This window comes from Kitasatospora gansuensis (assembly GCF_014203705.1).
Lineage (GTDB): Bacteria > Actinomycetota > Actinomycetes > Streptomycetales > Streptomycetaceae > Kitasatospora > Kitasatospora gansuensis.
The window spans coordinates 672949-689180 of the sequence record NZ_JACHJR010000001.1 but is presented as its reverse complement, the minus strand read 5'-3'; the positions used below and the strand labels follow the sequence as shown (position 1 = coordinate 689180).

Sequence of the window (16232 nt, the reverse complement as noted above, 5' to 3'; positions counted from 1 at the left end):
GAGGCCGTCCGGGCGGAAGTTGGCGGACTGTTAATCCGGCGATGACCTGCTGATATCCGCCATGGACCGGCGAGCCGCTCGAATGATCACCGGCCGTGGGCACTCCGGCCGGGCGGACCATCCACCCCTTGGTCATGGTCCAATGGTCTATACCAATTGCGCTACTGTGACCCCAGTCTGCTGTCAGAGACGCGGCTGTGGGGGCCTCATGACTGTGCATCACCTTCCTCAACCTCCTTCCGATCAGGAGCTCTACTGGTATTTCGGGCCGCAACGCCGCTGGGTGCTGATCTGCACCTCGCTGGCCTTCGTGTTCACCGCGGCGACCATGCTCACTTTCTCGCTGCGCACCCCGGCCCTCTGGGCCTTCCTGGCGGTGCTCGGCCTCAACCTGGTCGCGCTCGCGCTCTCCTCGGTCAACAGCCTGCGCCAGCGCCGGCTGACCAGGCAGTCCCACGAGGTGCTGGTGAACGCCTGGCACCCGGCCGAACTGCCCACCGTGGACCTGTACTTGCCGACCTGCGGCGAGCCGCTGGACGTACTGGAGAACGCCTACCGCGCGGTCGCCGCGATCGACTGGCCGGGCGCGCTGACCGTCTGGGTGCTGGACGACGGCGACCGGACCGAAGTGGCGGGCCTGGCAGCCGAGTTCGGCTACGAGTACGTGGTCCGGCCTAACCGTGGCCACCTCAAGAAGGCCGGCAACCTGAACCACGCGCTCACCCTGAGCTCGGCGGAGTACATCGCCATCCTGGACGCCGACTTCGCGCCCCGGCCGGACTTCCTGCGCCACCTGGTGCCGTACTTCGCCGACGCCAGGATCGGCATCGTGCAGAGCCCGCAGTGCTTCGACACCGACGAGACGATGGGCTGGATCCAGCGCGCCGCCGGTTCGGCCCAGGAGTGGTTCTTCCGCTGGATCCAGCCGTCCCGGGACGCCAGTGACGCCGCCATCTGCTGCGGCAGCAACGCCGTCTACCGGCGGACCGCGATCGACGCGGCCGACGGCTTCGCCAAGCTGGAGCACAGCGAGGACCTGTTCACCGGACTCGCCCTGTACGCCCAGGGGTTCCGCACCCTGTACGTCCCGGTGCTGGTCGCCAAGGGCACCTCGCCGGACAACCTGGCCTCCTTCGTCAACCAGCAGTACCGCTGGGCGATGGGCAACCTGCACCTGCTCAGCACGCCCGAGCTCAAGCGGATCCGGGCGCCCTGGCGGATGCGGCTGTGCTTCTACGAGGGCATCGTCGGCTACCTGGCCACGGCGGTGAACATCTTCGCGGCACCGCTGCCGCCGCTGGTGATGATGTTCTGGTACCCGGACCAGATCCGGCCCTGGCACGTGCTGCCGCTGCTCGCGCCGCTCTGGCTCTGGCACGTCCTGCTGCCCCGGATCAGCCGGACCCGCTGGCGGGTCGAGGTGATCCGCTCCAACGTGCTGATGAGCGTGGCCGCGGGAGCCGCCTTCTGGCACACCCTGCGCGGCCGCAGCGCGGCCTGGGTGCCCACCGGCGCCGGCCGGGCGAAGCCGGGCGGGCTGGCCCGCCAGGTGGTCGTGGTCTCGCTGGTCTGGCTCTGCGCCTCGGTCGGCGCGGCCGGGGTCGGTCTGGCCCTGGCCGTCGCCCGCAACGGAGTCGCCCCGAACTGGGGCCTCGGGCTCTACCTCGCCGTGCAGTGCCAGATCGGCATCCCGCTGATCCGGGACCTGATCGGCGAACTGCGCCCCGCCGATCCCGCTCGGGCCGAGGCGCGGGCCGCCGCGCGGGCCGCCAACGGCATGCTGCCGCGCCGCTGGCCGGAGGCGCTGGCCGCCACCGCCGTCCTCGTGCTCACCGCTCTGCTCGCCTCCGGCTGGGTCAGCCCGATGCTGCCCTGGCTGGGCTGAAAGGTCGTCACACCGATGTCCTCGACCGTGGTTCCGGACCTGCGTCCGGAGACCTACACCATTCCCGGTCCGTCCGCGCCCGCTCCCTCGAAGCGGACGCCCAAGGGGTTCCGCCCCGACATCGAGGGCCTGCGCGCCGTGGCCGTGCTCGCGGTGCTCGCCTTCCACGCCTCCGTCCCCGGCCTGGCCGGCGGATTCGTCGGCGTGGACGTCTTCTTCGTCATCTCCGGCTACCTGATCACCAGTCTGCTGGTCCGCGAGGCGATCACCACCGGCCGGATCCGGCTGGGGGAGTTCTTCTCCCGCCGGGCCCGCCGACTGCTGCCCTCGGCCGCGCTGGTGCTCGGCACGGTCGCCCTGGCGGGCGCCTGGCTGACCGTCCCGCTGCGGCGCACCGACCTCGAGTACGACGTGCTGGCCGCCGCCCTGTCGGTCGGCAACTGGCGCTTCGTCGCCCAGCAGACCGACTACCTGGCGGCCGGGCGGGAGCACAGCCCACTGCTGCACTTCTGGTCGCTCGCGGTGGAGGAGCAGTTCTACCTCGGCTGGGCCCCGCTGCTGGCCGCGATCGTCTTCTTCGCCGCCCGGGCGGCCCGGCGCGGCCGGGCGGTGCGCTCGACGGTGGCGCTGCTGGCCGGGGTGGTGACGGTCGGCTCCTTCGGCCTCTCGCTGTACTGGACGCACAGCTCGGTCTCGCTCGCCTACCTCGGGACGCCGTCCCGGATCTGGCAGTTCGGGATCGGGGCGCTGCTCGCGCTGCTGCCCTGGCACAAGCTGCCCGGCCCGCGTCCGCTCCGGGTGGTCTGCGGCTGGGCCGGACTCCTGGCGATCGGCTGGACCGCCGTGGCCTACGACGCGACCACCCCCTACCCCGGGTACGCGGCGCTGGTGCCGACCCTGGCCACCGCCGCCGTGATCCTGGCGGGCACCCCCGACCGGAGCGGCGTCACCCCGGTGCCCGCCACCCGGTACGGGGTGGACCGGCTGCTGTCGGCCCGGGGGCCCCGGGCGATCGGGCGGCTCTCCTACAACCTCTACCTCTGGCACTGGCCGGTGCTGGTGCTGGTCGAGGCCAGGTTCGGGGCGCTCGACTGGCCGGTGAAGGTGGCCCTGACGGCCGCCGCCGCGCTGCCCGCGATGGCGGCGCTGCACTGGGTCGAGCAGCCGCTCCGGCGCAGTCACATCCTCTCCGAACTACCCAGGCGCGGGCTCTCGTTGGGCCTCGCGGCGATGGTCGTCCCGGTGGTGCTGGCCCTGGTGGTCGGCACCGGGACGCTCCGGCTGCTCGGCCCCGCCGCACCGGTGGACACCCTCGGCCTGCCGCCCGGCGCGGCCGACGGGACCTCACTGCTGGCGAAGACCGGCGCAGCACTGAAGGGCGGTCCGGTGGTCCCGGACGCGGCCCAGGCGCGCAAGGACTTCCCGCCGGACGGCGAGTGCGAGGTGGCCCCGACCGCCGTCACCAGCCCGGCCTGCCTGTTCGGCGCCACCACCAGCCCGGACCGGATCGTGCTGCTCGGCGACTCGCACGCCGGTCAGTGGTTCTCCCCGCTGCTCGCGATCGCGGCCGAACGGCAGTGGGCGCTGGAGGAGTTGGTCAAGCAGGGCTGCCCGCTGCCGGAACTCACGGTCATCAACCCGCAGTTGGGCCGGACCTACCGGGAGTGCGACAGCTGGCGGGCGGCCGCCCTGACCCGGCTGCAGCAGGGGCCCAAGCCCCGGCTGATCGTGGTCTCCTCGCTCAACCGCTACACCGACGACCGGCAACTCCTGCTGGCCGCCTGGGAGAAGACGCTCAAGCCGCTGCGCGCGCTGGGCGTGCCGATCGTCTACCTCCAGGACACCCCGGTCCCCGGCATGGACATCCCGGCCTGCGTCTCCGGTCACACCGAGGACCCGGCGGCCTGCGCCTTCGGCCGCGACCAGGCGCAGTGGCCCGACCCGCTGGCGCAGGCGATCGCGGCCGGCCGGCTGCCGGACCTGCGGTCGGTGGAGGTCAACTCGGTTATCTGCCCCGGCGGGGACCGCAGTTGCCCGGCCGTACTGGAGCGGATCCTGCTCTACCGGGACGACGCGCACCTGACCAATGTCGCGGCGATCGTGCTCACGGCCCGGCTGGAGCGGCTGCTGACCGAGTCCGGCGCACTGCCCGCCCGTGGCACCCCCGGGGCCGACGGCTGGACCCAGCTGCTCCGGGACGATTTCGAAGGCCCGGCCGGCAGTCGCCCGTCGGCCGCCAACTGGCAGTACGACCTGGGGACTTGCTACCCCGGCTGCCCGGCCCCGCAGTGGGGTACGGGTGAGATCGAGACGATGACCGACTCCGCCGCCAACGTCCGGCTCGACGGTCAGGGCGCACTGGAGATCGTGCCCACCCGGGAGAACGGCCGGTGGAGCTCGGGCCGGATCGAGTCCAGGCGCTCCGACCTGACCCCGCCGCCCGGCGGGGTGATGCGGATCGAGGCCTCGATCGCGCTGCCGGACGTCACGGGCCCGGCCGCGGCCGGGTACTGGCCCGCCTTCTGGACCCTCGGGGCCGGGCTGCGGGACGGCTACACGGGCTGGCCCGCGATCGGCGAGCTGGACGTGATGGAGCACGTCAACGGCCGGGACTCGGTGTTCGGCACGATGCACTGCGGCACCCTGGACGGGGGCCCCTGCCAGGAGCCGAAGGGCCTGGGTTCGGGGGACAAGCCGTGCACCGACTGCCGGAAGTCCTTCCACACCTACGCGGTCGAGGTCGACTTCACCGCCGGTGCGGAGCAGGTGCGCTGGTACCTGGACGGCCGCGAGTACCACCGGGTGACGGCCGCTCAGATGGACCCCGCGACCTGGGACAAGGCGGTGCACCACGGCCTGTTCCTGATCCTGAACGTGGCGGTCGGCGGTAACCTCCCGACCGCCCTCGGCGGAGCGGTCACCCCGGCCACCGAGCCGGGGCACCCGATGCGGGTGCAGTACGTGGCGGTGTCGACGAAGGGCGCGACCCGGTAGGACGGTTGGCGGCGATCACTGCTGTGGTGGTCGCCGCCGGCCGTGCTAGCGGAGCAACTGCCGGGTCAGCTCGGCGGCCAGGGCCTCGACCAGGGCGGGCCGGACGCCGGGGCGGGTGGCGCAGTACCAGGTGCGGATGGTCGGCTCGACGCCGACCCGGATCAGCGCCAGGCCGTGCGAGCCGACGTACGGCGAGGCCACCCAGCGGGGCAGGACGGTGGCGCCCTGACCGCCGGCCACCATCTCGATCAGGAGGTCGGTGATGACCGGCATGGTGGTGATCCGGGCGGGCCTGGCACCGTGCGGAATCGGGAGCGGGGTACTGGGCACCCGGTTCGGGTCGTAGAGGTCGTAGAGCACCAGGTGCGCGTCGTCGAAGTCCCGGGCCGTCAGGTGCGGGAGGGCGGCCCAGGGGTGGTCGGCCGGGACCACCGCGACCATCTCGTCGTCGAACAGCGCGGTCAGCTGGAGCCGGTCCATCTGCGGGTCGGGCTTGGTGATCAGCGCGACGTCGAGGCGGTCCTCCAGCAGCGCGGTGATCAGGGTGTCGGCGGGCAGCGACTCGATCCGCACCTCGGCACCGGGGCACCGCGCGCGGAAGCCCTGGATCACCGGCGGCAGCCACTGGAAGGTGGTGCTGCACTGCACCGCCAGCCGTACCCGGCGGTCCCGGCCGTCCCGCATCTCCCGCAGGTCCCGGGTGGCGGAGTCGATCTCGGCCCGCACCTGACGGGCCGCCAGCAGCATCCGCTGACCGGCCGCGTTCGGCACCAGCCCGCGCCCCTGACGGTCGAACAGCTGGGTGCCCAGCCGACCCTCCAGCCTGGTCAGCCGCTGGCTCAGCGCGGGTTGGCTGACGAACAGCAGCTCGGCGGCGGCGGTCAGGGTGCCGGTGGCGGCCACGGTGTCGAGGAGTTCGAGGTCACGCAGATCGACGTCCATAACAAGGGATTATGACTGACTTGGGAATCGGTCGTGGAGTTATGGCTCAGGTGTTCGTACGGTTCTCGTATCACCCCAGCGAAAACCTGACGAAGGATCAACCATGTCTGAAACCAGTACGATCATCGTTACCGGCTCGTCCAGCGGCATCGGCCTCGACATCGCCCGCGCCTTCCTGGCGGAGGGCGCCAACGTGGTGCTCAACGGACGCGACCCGGAGCGGCTGGCCAAGGCGGCCGCGCAGCTCGGCGCGGGGGAGCGGGTGGCCACCGTCAGCGGCGGCATCGGCGACGCGGCGACCGGCGAGGCCCTGGTGCGTACGGCGGTGGAGCGGTTCGGCCGGGTGGACGTGCTGGTCAACAACGCGGGCACGTTCGCGGCGAAGCCGTTCACCGAGGTCACCGAGGAGGAGCTGGACGGTTTCCTCGCGGGCAACCTCAAGGGCACCTATCTGACCACCCAGGCGGTGGTCCGGCAGCTGCGCCGGCAGGGCGGTGGCGGCAGCATCGTCAACATCGGCACCGTACTGGTGGAGCACGCGATCGCCGGTTTCCCGTGCACGGCCCCGATCGTCAGCAAGGCCGGTGTGCACGCCCTGACGGTCGGTCTGGCCGCCGAACTGGCCGCCGACGGCATCCGGGTCAACCTGGTGGCCCCGGGCATCGTCCGGACGCCGCTGCACGAGGGCAGCGAGGTGGACGCCTACGGCGGCCTGGCGCTGCTGAACCGGGTCGGCGAGGTCTCGGAGATCGCCGAGGCGGTGCGCTACCTCGCGACGGCGGGCTTCGTCACCGGGCACGTGCTGCGGGTGGACGGCGGCTATGTGACCGGCCGCAGCTGACGGCCGGTCACGCTGCGGCTCAGGCGGTGGCGGTCCAGCTGTGCGCCACGTCGACGACCAGCCGGCCGTCCAGCTGGAACACCCGGAACGGCAGCCGGGCCCGGACCCCCAGCCCGAGCTGGGTCTGCCCCTCGAAGCTGGAGGCGAACTTCGCCTCCACGAAGGTGCGGTAGCCCGTCAGGTCCACCCCGGGCAGCGGCTGCCCGGCCCGGCCGGGGTAGGTCGCGGTGCCGGTGGTGACGTCGTAGGACGGCGCCTGGGCGACGATCTCGATCAGCGCTCCGCCGCGCACCGGTATCGGCTGTCCGGAGCCGTCCTGGTACAGCGTGTCGACGTAGCGGACGTGGTACCCGACCGGGTGGCCGGCCGAACTGCCCGGAACGTCCAGGACGATCCGGTCGAAGCAGGGGTGGGCGCCCGTCCGGACGTTCACCAGCGAGCGGGCGTCGGGCGCCGTCCGGTCCTCGGGCAGACTGCCCCAGCCGGTCGGACACGAAACGGCGGCGGTGGTGACGGCCGGTGCGGCGGGAGCGGCCGCGGCCACCCCGCCGCCCAGCAGTACGGCCACCATGGGAAGTGCGATCAGGCGTCTCATGACCTGCCTCCTCGGCTTGTCCCTCACAGGGGAGGACGAGCGAGGTGCGGGCTTGGTTGCCCTCGGACTCCGCCCGCCGTCACGGGACGCGCGCTCAACGGGGCTCGGTGGCCAGGCGGGCGGTGCCGTCCGGCAGGTTGGCGCGTGGACAGTTCGAACACGTGCCCCTATTCTTCAGGCGACTCTGCGCGTGACCAGCACCGCAGGTGTGTTTGGCAGGGGCCTGTAGTGAACGCTGAAGCCGGTAGTGACGAGCCGCGTCCGCGCGCCCTGGCCCATGGCGGGCCGGTAGCCGATCCCAGGCGCCTGGCCTTGGCCGCGCAGGCGCTGATCGTTGTCCAGACCGCCGGGCAGCTCGCCGTGGCGGTTGCCGGCGGCACCCGGTCACATTTCTTCACGCAGTTCGTACCGATTTCCATGCCGTTGTTCATCGCCACCATCATCGTGTTCCTCTGCTGGTTCCGGCGCTGTCGGCTCAATGCCGAGCTCTTTGCACCCGGAACACATAGGTATTCGGCGGGACTTTCCGTCGGTGCATGGTTCATCCCCGGGGCGATGTGGTGGATTCCGCGCCGGATCGCACTGGACATCTGGCGCGCGAACTCGCCCGTTGGCGGGGCGTGGTTGATCAACGCCTGGTGGGTGGCCTGGCTCGCCAAGACGATCGGTGGTGCGGTTGCCGCTCAGCTCGGGACAGGCTCATACGGCTATTCGCTCTATGAAGATGTAGTCGGCGTTGTCGCTGCGGCTCTGGCGGTCCTGATGATCCAGCAGGTGACGACCCGTCAAGCTGTGAAGGCGCGTGCCGATCTGGAAACCCTGCCGCTCACGCAGACTTCGTCCCGCTGACAGCCCCTACGCAACGGCCCGAGGCACCCGCCCCGGGCCGTTTCTGTTCGAGCGGCCCGTGTCGTCGTCAACCGCCTACCGTCGCTCGGCGACGGACAGCAGCACGTCGATCAGCCGCTCCGCCGCGTCAGGTCGTCCCTGGGTACGGGCTTGTGCCGCCATTTCCGCCCGGCGGACCGGGTCGGCCAACAAGGGAGCCAGGGCTGCCTGCAGCGCCTGCGGCGTGACGTCCCCGAGCAGTGCGGCGGCGGCACCGGCCTCCTGGAGGTGGCGGGCGTTGTGTGCCTGCTCGTTGCCTGCCGAGCTCGCCAGCGGGATGAAGACCGCGGCCTTGCCGAGCGCGGTCAGCTCGGCCAGCGTGCCCGCGCCGCTGCGCGAGATCACCACGTCGGCGAGCGCCAGGACGTCGGGCAGCTCAGGCCCGAGATACCCGGTCACCAGATAACGAGCGGCCAGCTGTGGCGGCAGGGCAGCGGTGACGCCGGCCAGGTCGGCCACATTGTTCGGGCCGCACTGGTGGATGACGTTGGCACCGGTCAGCAGCCACGGCAGGATGTCCCGCACCACCGTGTTGATCTGCACCGATGGCCAGCACCCGGTTGGCCAGGTCGAGCCGGACCGTCTGCTCGTGCACCACCAACGGGCGCCCGCACACCTTCGCCGCCAGCCCGACCGGCACCGCGACGTACCCGCCGGTCGCCAGCACCACGTCCGGCCGGAAGTCCGCGATGATCGACCGGGCCTGAGCCGCACCGAGCGGCACCCGGCCCATGTCCTTCACGTTCGCCGCGGAGATCATCTTCAGGGGGTTGGCGGACCGCCGCACCTTGCCCGTGGCCACCGAGACGAACGGGATCCCTTCGGCCGGCGCCACCCTCGCCTCCAGGCCGTCGGCCGTCCCGACCCAGAGCACGTCCAGCGACCGGCCGGCGGCGGCGAGCCGCGCCTGCAGGGTCCGGATCGCGGTCAGTGCCGGGTAGGTGTGACCGCCCGTTCGATCCTTCACCAGGGACGAGCCGTTGAACGGTTGCCCTCAGTGCAAGGGCTTGTCGAGTACGGCCTTGGTGTGGCTGAAGGTGTCGATCGAGTACTCGCCGTGGTAGCGCCCCATGCCGCTCTCGCCGACTCCGCCGAACGGGAGCTCGGGCACGGCCAGGTGGGAGACCGGCAGGCCGAACACCAGGGCGCCGGAGGAGGTTTCCTCGGCCAGCCGCTGCTTGGTCAGGTCGGACTCGGTGAAGGCGTACAGCGCCAGCGGCTTGTCGCGCTCGTTGACGAAGGCGATCGCCGCGTCCAGGTCGGGGACCGGGAGTACGGGCAGGATCGGGCCGAAGATCTCGGCCCGCATCACCGGCGCCTCGGGGGAGACGTCGGCCAGCACGGTCGGCGCCAGGTAGCGGGCGTCCCGGTCGTGGGTGCCGCCGGTGACGGTGCGGCCGTCGGCGAGCAGTGCGGTCAGGCGGTCGAAGTGCCGGGTGTTGACGATCCGTCCGTACTCCGGGTCGGCTGACGGATCGTCACCGTAGATCTCCTGCACCGCCGTTGCCAGCTCGGCCGTCAGTTCGGCTGCGGTGTCGCCGACCGCGAGCACGTAGTCCGGGGCGACGCAGGTCTGACCGGCGTTCAGGAACTTGCCCCGGACCAGGCGTTGGGCGGTGACGGCCAGGTCGGCGTCGGTGTCGACGATGACCGGGCTCTTGCCGCCGAGCTCCAGGGTGACCGGGGTGAGGTGCTTGGCGGCGGCGGCCATCACGATCCGGCCGACCGCGCCGTTGCCGGTGTAGAAGATGTGGTCGAAGCGCTGCTCAAGCAGGGCGGTGGTCTCCGGCACCGCGCCCTCGACCACCGCGACGGCCTCCGGGTCGAGGTACTGCGGCAGCAGCCGGGCCATCGTGGCGGAGGTGGCGGGTGCCAGCTCGCTCGGCTTCACCAGCACGGTGTTGCCGGCCGCGAGGGCCCCGACCAGCGGGGCGAGTGCCAGTTGCAGCGGGTAGTTCCAGGGCGCGATCACCAGCACCACGCCGAGCGGCTCCCGCACCACCCGGGCCTCGGCCGGCTGGAAGACGGCGGGCACGGCGGCGGCCTTCGGCTCCAGCCACTGCTTCAGGTGCTCGACGGTGTGGTCGAGTTCGCGCACCGTGAAGCCGATCTCGGTGCGGTACGCCTCGGTCGGGCCCTTGCCCAGGTCGGTGTGCAGGGCCTGCTGGAACGCCTCGCTCTGCTCGGTGAGCAGCGCGCGCAGCGCGGCGAGCTGGTTGAGCCGCCAGTCGAGGGGCCTGGTCCGGCCGGTGGCGAAGGTGGCGCGCAGACCGGCCACCACGGTGGCGGCGGAAGGTGTGGTCATGGTGATCGTGCTCCGGGGGAGTCGGGCGGGCGTCAGGGCGGGTGGTGGGACCCGCCCTGACGCCCGGTCAGAGGTCTCAGGCGACAGTGACGACAATCTTGCCGCGCGTGTGGCCCTCGGCGTTGAGCCGCTGGGCGTCGGCGGCCTGCTCCAGCGGGAAGGTGGCGGCCACCTCGACGGTCAGCAGGCCCTGGTCGGCGAGCTCGGCCAGTGCGGTGAGGTCGGCGGTGTCGGGCCGGACGAAGACGTACCGGCCGCCGAGGGCGAGCACGGCGCCGTCGGCGATCGAGGCCAGCCGGCCGCCGGCGGCGAGCAGCTCGGGGGAGACCTGCAGGGCGTCGCCGCCGACCAGGTCGAGGACGGCGTCCACGCCGTCGGGGGCGAGCGCGCGGACCCGGTCGGCCAGGCCCTCGCCGTAGCTGACCGGCTCGGCGCCCAGGCCGCGCAGGAACTCGTGGTTGCGCTCGCTGGCGGTGCCGATCACCCGGGCGCCGAGCGCGGTGGCGATCTGGACCGCGAGCGAGCCGACGCCGCCGGCCGCCGCGTGCACCAGCACGGTCTCGCCGGGCTTGACCTCCAGCGCCTTGGTGAGCGCCTGGTAGGCGGTCAGCCCGGCCAGCGGCAGACCGGCCGCGGCCTCGAAGCCCAGGGCGGCGGGCTTGTGGGCGAGGGTGCGGACGGGCGCGGCGACGTACTCGGCGAAGGTGCCCCGGCCGACCATGTCCTCCCGTACGTAGCCCATCACCTCGTCGCCGACCTTGAACTCGGTGACGGCGACGCCGACCTGCTCCACCACGCCGGCCACGTCCCAGCCCGGGATGACCGGGAAGACCACGTCCATCACGCTGTCCAGGTAGCCGGCCTGGATCTTCCAGTCCACCGGGTTGACCGAGGCGGCCTTGACCTTGACCAGGACGGCGTCCGGGCCGAGCTTGGGCTGCGGGACCTCGCCGAACTCCAGGACGTCGGGGCTGCCGTAGGTGCGGTACGTGATGGCCTTCATGGTGGTGCTCCAGAGCAGAAAGATTTGATGAGGTAGATGGTTGAACTCATCAAGCAATAAATCGAAGGTAGACCTCGATGATTGAGGATGTCAAGTAATCCGGCCTAGACTGGGCCCATGAACCCGACCGCACCGACCACCGCCCCCGCGCCCGGTCCCAGCCCTGGCCCCGAGCTGCTCATGGAGCAGCTCGCCCACGCCGCCGCCTGCTACTACCGGAGCTTCGCCGTGGTGGCCGGGAGTCAGGGCCTCACCCTGATCCAGGGCAAGCTGCTCAGCTTGCTGAGCCGGCCGATGCCGATGCGGGCCCTCGCCGAGCTGCTCGGCTGCGACGCCTCCAACGTCACCGGCCTGGTCGACCGGCTGGAGGCGCGCGGCCTGCTCCGCCGGGAGCCCGACCCGGCCGACCGCCGGGTCAAGACGGTGCTGCTGACCCCGGAGGGCGAGGCCGCCGTCCGGCGGATCAGGGCCGAGATCATCACCGGCCTGCCCGGCCTGGCGCAGCTCGCCGCTGCCGAGCGCCGCAGTCTGTCGGAGCTGCTCGATCGGGCCTTCCCGCACGGGGCCGGCGCCTGAGTGGCCTGCATTGCGGGCGACACGCCCGCCAGGATGTGGCATGGGTCACAGTGTCCAAATCGACCTGACGGGCCGTCAGATCATCTGACGGTCCGTCAATTCCGGTCCCTTTAGCCGCTTGCCGTCACTGACGGTTCGTCAGTTATCCGATGGATTGGGCCAGTCGGGTGAGTTGGGGCCCCTTCGAAGGGGTTCGACACCGGGCTACCATCGGTTGGGTTGTCCGCTTCGGCCTGGAGCGCGGCGTCCGATCGGGGCGTGCGGCGCAGTCCCCCCAGGGCCTGGCATCGGTCATGGACGGGGGAGACGGACGAGGGGCACACGGCTGTGACGACGGAGATCTCCACCGAGCAGGACCAGAGAGCGCTGTTCTCGGCGGGTAAGGCCCCGGCGACCCGGACCCTGCTCGACGTGCTGGAGGACACCGCCCGGGCGCACCCGCAGGAGCCCGCTCTCGACGACGGCCGCAGCACGCTGAGCTACCGGGCGCTGGCCGCCGAGGTGGAGACGGTGCGCCGCCGGCTGGCCGCCGCCGGGATCGGGGCCGGTGACCGGGTCGGGATCCGGGTGCCGTCCGGCAGCAACGACCTCTACGTCTGCATCCTGGCGGTGCTCGCCGCCGGTGCCGCGTACGTCCCGGTGGACGCCGAGGACCCGGACGAGCGGGCCGAGCTGGTCTTCGGCGAGGCCGCCGTCGCCGCCGTGCTAGGCGCCGGGCGCGCGCTCACCGTGACCGGCCGGCCGACCACGGGCCGCCCCAACGTCAGGCCCACCCCGGCCGACGACGCCTGGATCATCTTCACCTCCGGCTCCACCGGGAAGCCGAAGGGCGTCGCCGTCACGCACGCGAACGCCGCCGCCTTCGTGGACGCCGAGGCCGCGATGTTCCTGCAGGACGAGCCGATCGGCCCGGGCGACCGGGTGATGGCCGGGCTCTCGGTCGCCTTCGACGCCTCCTGCGAGGAGATGTGGCTGGCGTGGCGCTACGGCGCCTGCCTGGTGCCCGTCCCGCGCTCGCAGGTGCGCGGCGGCGCGGACCTCGGCCCCTGGCTGGCCGAGCAGGAGATCACCGTGGTCTCGACCGTGCCGACGCTGGCCGCGCTCTGGCCCGCCGAGGCGCTGATCGAGGTCCGGCTGCTGATCTTCGGCGGTGAGGCCTGCCCGCCCGAACTGGTCCAGCGCCTGGTCACCGAGGGCCGTGAGGTGTGGAACACGTACGGGCCGACCGAGGCCACCGTGGTCGCCTGCGGCGCGCTGCTCACCGGCGAGGGCCCGGTCAGGATCGGCCTGCCGCTGGACGGCTGGGAGCTGGCGGTCGTGGACGAGGCCGGGCAGCCCGTCCCGATGGGCGGCACCGGCCAGCTGGTGATCGGCGGCGTCGGCCTGGCCCGCTACCTGGACGCCGAGAAGGACGCCGAGAAGTACGCCCCGCTGGAGTCGCTCGGCTGGGAGCGCGCCTACCGCAGCGGTGACCTGGTGCAGGCCGACCCCGAGGGGCTGGTCTTCCTCGGCCGGGGCGACGAGCAGATCAAGCTCGGCGGCCGCCGGATCGAGCTCGGCGAGGTGGACGCCGCCCTCCAGGCGCTGCCCGGGGTGGCCGGCGCGGCCGCGGCGGTCCGGACCGCCAAGGGCGGCAACCAGCTGCTGGTCGGCTACCTGGTCACCCAGGAGGGCTGGGACCAGGCCGCCGCCGTCGAGCAGCTGCGGGCCGAACTCCCGGCCGCCCTGGTGCCGTTGCTCGCCCCGGTGGAGAGCCTGCCGACCCGGACCTCCGGCAAGGTGGACCGGGACGCGCTGCCCTGGCCGCTGCCGGGGCTGACCACCGGCGGGCCCGGCGAACAGCTCTACGGCACCGAGGCCTGGCTGGCCGAGCAGTGGACCGAGATCCTCGGGGTCCAGGTCGGCAGCGCCCAGGACGACTTCTTCGCGATCGGCGGCGGCAGCCTGGCCGCGGCCCGGCTGACCACCCTGCTGCGCGGCCGGTACCCGGCCGCCGCCGTGCTGGACATCTACCAGCAGCCCACCCTGCGCAAGCTGGCCCGGCACCTGGAGCGCTCCGCCCAGGGCGACGGCGCCGCCCGCACCATCGCGCTGGTGCCGACCCGGGCCAAGGTGGTGCAGACGCTGTTGCTGCTGCCGCTGTTCACCCTGGTCGGCCTGCGCTGGACGGTCGGGCTGCTGGCGCTGGGCAACGCGCTGGCCTGGTTCGGCAGCTACCCGTGGGCGCCGACCGCCTCCTGGTGGGTGGTCGGCGCGGGCGCGCTGCTGCTGTTCAGCCCGCCGGGACGGCTGGCGATCGCGGCCGGCGGCGCCCGGCTGCTGCTGCGCGGCCTGCGCCCCGGCAGCTACCCGCGCGGCGGCGGCATGCACCTGCGGCTGTGGACCGCCGAGCGGCTGGCCGAGGTCTCCGGCGCCACCGCGCTGTCCGGCGCCTGGCTGGTCCGCTACGGCCGCGCGCTCGGCGCCCGGATCGGCCCCGAGGTGGACCTGCACTCGCTGCCGCCGGTCACCGGCCTGCTCCGGCTCGGCCGGGGCTGCGCGATCGAGGCCGAGGTCGACCTGTCCGGCTACTGGCTGGACGGCGACCGGCTCGAGGTCGGCCAGGTCAGGGTCGGCTCCGGCGCGGTGATCGGCACCCGAAGCACCCTGCTGCCCGGCGCCCGGGTCGGCAAGCGGGCCCAGGTCGCACCCGGCTCGGGCGTCACCGGCCAGATCCCCACCGGCCAGCGCTGGGCGGGCGCACCCGCCGTCAAACTCGGCAAGGCGGAGCGCAGTTGGCCCAAGCAGCGCCCACCGCGCCGGGCCCGCTGGGCCGCGGCGTACGGCGCCAGCGGCCTCGGCCTGAGCCTGCTGCCGGTGCTCTCCGCGCTGGCCGCGCTGCTCGTGGTCAGCCGCTTCGTGCACCCCGGTGACAGCCTGGGCACCGCGCTGACCGGCGCCCTGCTCGCGCTGGTCCCGGCCACGCTGGCCTACGGCCTGGTGTACGCGACCCTGCTGCTGGCCGGCGTCCGGCTGCTGAGCCTGGGTCTGCGGACGGGCAGTCACCCGCTGCACGGCCGGATCGGCTGGCAGGCCTGGACGGTCAGTCAGCTGATGGACCTGGCCCGGGGCACGCTCTTCCCGCTGTACGCGGGCCTGATCACCCCGTACTGGCTGCGGGCGCTCGGCATGAAGATCGGCAGCCGGGCCGAGGTCTCCACGGTGCTCGCGCTGCCCAGCCTGACCACCGTCGGGGACGGCGCCTTCCTGGCCGACGACACCCTGATCGCCCCGTACGAACTGGGCGGCGGCTGGCTGCGGCTCGGTGAGGCGGAGATCGGCGAGCGGGCCTTCCTCGGCAACTCGGGGATGACCGCGCTCGGCCGGGCGGTGCCCGACCGGGGGCTGGTGGGGGTGCTCTCGGCCACGCCGAAGAAGGCCAAGAAGGGCAGCTCGTACCTGGGCATGCCGCCGATGCGGCTGCCCCGCTCGGCCGACACCGCCGACCAGAGCCTGACCTACGACCCGCCGGCCCGGCTGCTCTGGGCCCGGGGCCTGGTCGAGGTCTGCCGGCTGGTGCCGGTGTTCGCCTCCGCCGCGCTGGGCGCGCTGACCCTGGCCGGGCTGGCCCAGCTGGCCGCCGCCGGTTCGGTGCTGCTGGCCGCGCTGCTCTCCGGCGTGGTGCTGCTGGCCGTCGGGCTGGTGGCCTGTCTGGTGTCGGCGGCCGCCAAGTGGCTGCTGGTCGGCCGGTTCCGGGCCGTCGAGCACCCGCTGTGGAGCGGCTTCGTCTGGCGCAACGAGCTGGCCGACACCTTCGTCGAGGTGCTCGCGGTGCCCTGGCTGGTCGGCGCGGTGCCCGGCACGCCGGTGCTCAACCTCTGGCTGCGCGCGCTCGGCGCCAAGGTCGGTCGGGGCGTCTGGTGCGAGACCTACTGGCTGCCCGAGGCGGACCTGGTCACGCTCGGGGACGGGGCCACCGTCAACCGGGGCTGCGTCGTGCAGACCCACCTCTTCCACGACCGGATCATGCGGATGGATACTGTGATCCTTCACGAGGGAGCCACCCTCGGCCCGGGCGGCATCGTGCTGCCCGGCAGCACCGTCGGCGCGCGCAGCACCCTGGGGCCCGCCTCGCTGGTGATGCGTGCGGAGTCCGTCCCGGCCGACACCCGCTGGCTGGGCAACCCGATCGAATCCTGGCAGTCCTGACGGACCGGCAGGCAC

General features: G+C 72.8%; 10 protein-coding genes and 1 pseudogene. 6 read left to right on the top strand and 5 right to left on the bottom strand.

Features of this window, described 5'->3' with window-relative positions:
• Positions 1-208 precede the first annotated feature (208 nt).
• A complete protein-coding gene (locus F4556_RS03195) occupies positions 209-1885 on the top strand; it encodes a glycosyltransferase family 2 protein (protein ID WP_184911445.1) in 1677 nt (558 codons plus the stop codon).
• Between the two features lie 15 nt (positions 1886-1900).
• Positions 1901-4879 (top strand): acyltransferase family protein, encoded by a 2979-nt coding sequence (locus tag F4556_RS03190; RefSeq protein WP_184911444.1) that lies wholly within the window; start codon positions 1901-1903, stop codon positions 4877-4879.
• 45 nt (positions 4880-4924) lie between these two features.
• Here F4556_RS03190 and F4556_RS03185 read toward each other — a convergent pair whose 3' ends face one another.
• Positions 4925-5821: a LysR family transcriptional regulator gene (locus F4556_RS03185; protein ID WP_184911443.1), complete on the bottom strand. Its 897-nt coding sequence runs from the start codon at positions 5819-5821 to the stop codon at positions 4925-4927.
• Positions 5822-5924: 103 nt separating this feature from the next.
• Here F4556_RS03185 and F4556_RS03180 point away from each other — a divergent pair, with 103 nt between their 5' ends.
• Positions 5925-6662 (top strand): SDR family NAD(P)-dependent oxidoreductase, encoded by a 738-nt coding sequence (locus F4556_RS03180; protein ID WP_184911441.1) that lies wholly within the window; start codon positions 5925-5927, stop codon positions 6660-6662.
• Between the two features lie 19 nt (positions 6663-6681).
• Here the strand turns inward: F4556_RS03180 and F4556_RS03175 are convergent, their stop codons facing one another.
• Complete coding sequence (locus F4556_RS03175; RefSeq protein ID WP_184911440.1) at positions 6682-7257, bottom strand: AMIN-like domain-containing (lipo)protein; 576 nt, start codon at positions 7255-7257, stop codon at positions 6682-6684.
• 228 nt (positions 7258-7485) lie between these two features.
• Between F4556_RS03175 and F4556_RS03170 the strand changes: the two genes are divergently transcribed.
• Entirely contained in the window at positions 7486-8106 is a 621-nt protein-coding gene (locus tag F4556_RS03170; protein WP_184911438.1) for a DUF4328 domain-containing protein, read from the top strand.
• 75 nt (positions 8107-8181) lie between these two features.
• On the opposite strand, the pseudogene F4556_RS03165 reads toward F4556_RS03170, so the two are convergent.
• The 3 genes and pseudogenes from F4556_RS03165 to F4556_RS03155 all read right to left on the bottom strand — a co-directional run bounded on the left by F4556_RS03165 (position 8182) and on the right by F4556_RS03155 (position 11453).
• Positions 8182-9115: pseudogene (locus F4556_RS03165) on the bottom strand (UDP-N-acetylglucosamine--N-acetylmuramyl-(pentapeptide) pyrophosphoryl-undecaprenol N-acetylglucosamine transferase).
• A gap of 24 nt (positions 9116-9139) precedes the next feature.
• Entirely contained in the window at positions 9140-10450 is a 1311-nt protein-coding gene (locus tag F4556_RS03160) for an aldehyde dehydrogenase family protein (RefSeq protein WP_184911437.1), read from the bottom strand.
• Between the two features lie 76 nt (positions 10451-10526).
• Entirely contained in the window at positions 10527-11453 is a 927-nt protein-coding gene (locus F4556_RS03155) for an NADP-dependent oxidoreductase (protein ID WP_184911436.1), read from the bottom strand.
• A gap of 117 nt (positions 11454-11570) precedes the next feature.
• Between F4556_RS03155 and F4556_RS03150 the strand changes: the two genes are divergently transcribed.
• Positions 11571-12029: a MarR family winged helix-turn-helix transcriptional regulator gene (locus F4556_RS03150; RefSeq protein WP_246510957.1), complete on the top strand. Its 459-nt coding sequence runs from the start codon at positions 11571-11573 to the stop codon at positions 12027-12029.
• A gap of 327 nt (positions 12030-12356) precedes the next feature.
• The gene (locus F4556_RS03145; RefSeq protein ID WP_184911435.1) at positions 12357-16217 is read left to right on the top strand and encodes a Pls/PosA family non-ribosomal peptide synthetase; all 3861 of its coding nucleotides are present in this window, start codon (positions 12357-12359) and stop codon (positions 16215-16217) included.
• Positions 16218-16232: the final 15 nt, after the last annotated feature.

What these genes read in the sequence shown, in the direction of transcription:
- F4556_RS03155 (WP_184911436.1), bottom strand. Translation starts at nt 11,453, where the DNA reads ATGAAGGCCATCACGTACCGCACCTACGGCAGCCCCGACGTCCTGGAG.
- F4556_RS03160 (WP_184911437.1), bottom strand. Translation starts at nt 10,450, where the DNA reads ATGACCACACCTTCCGCCGCCACCGTGGTGGCCGGTCTGCGCGCCACC.
- F4556_RS03175 (WP_184911440.1), bottom strand. Translation starts at nt 7,257, where the DNA reads ATGAGACGCCTGATCGCACTTCCCATGGTGGCCGTACTGCTGGGCGGC.
- F4556_RS03195 (WP_184911445.1), top strand. Translation starts at nt 209, where the DNA reads ATGACTGTGCATCACCTTCCTCAACCTCCTTCCGATCAGGAGCTCTAC.
- F4556_RS03190 (WP_184911444.1), top strand. Translation starts at nt 1,901, where the DNA reads ATGTCCTCGACCGTGGTTCCGGACCTGCGTCCGGAGACCTACACCATT.
- F4556_RS03150 (WP_246510957.1), top strand. Translation starts at nt 11,571, where the DNA reads ATGAACCCGACCGCACCGACCACCGCCCCCGCGCCCGGTCCCAGCCCT.
- F4556_RS03180 (WP_184911441.1), top strand. Translation starts at nt 5,925, where the DNA reads ATGTCTGAAACCAGTACGATCATCGTTACCGGCTCGTCCAGCGGCATC.
- F4556_RS03185 (WP_184911443.1), bottom strand. Translation starts at nt 5,821, where the DNA reads ATGGACGTCGATCTGCGTGACCTCGAACTCCTCGACACCGTGGCCGCC.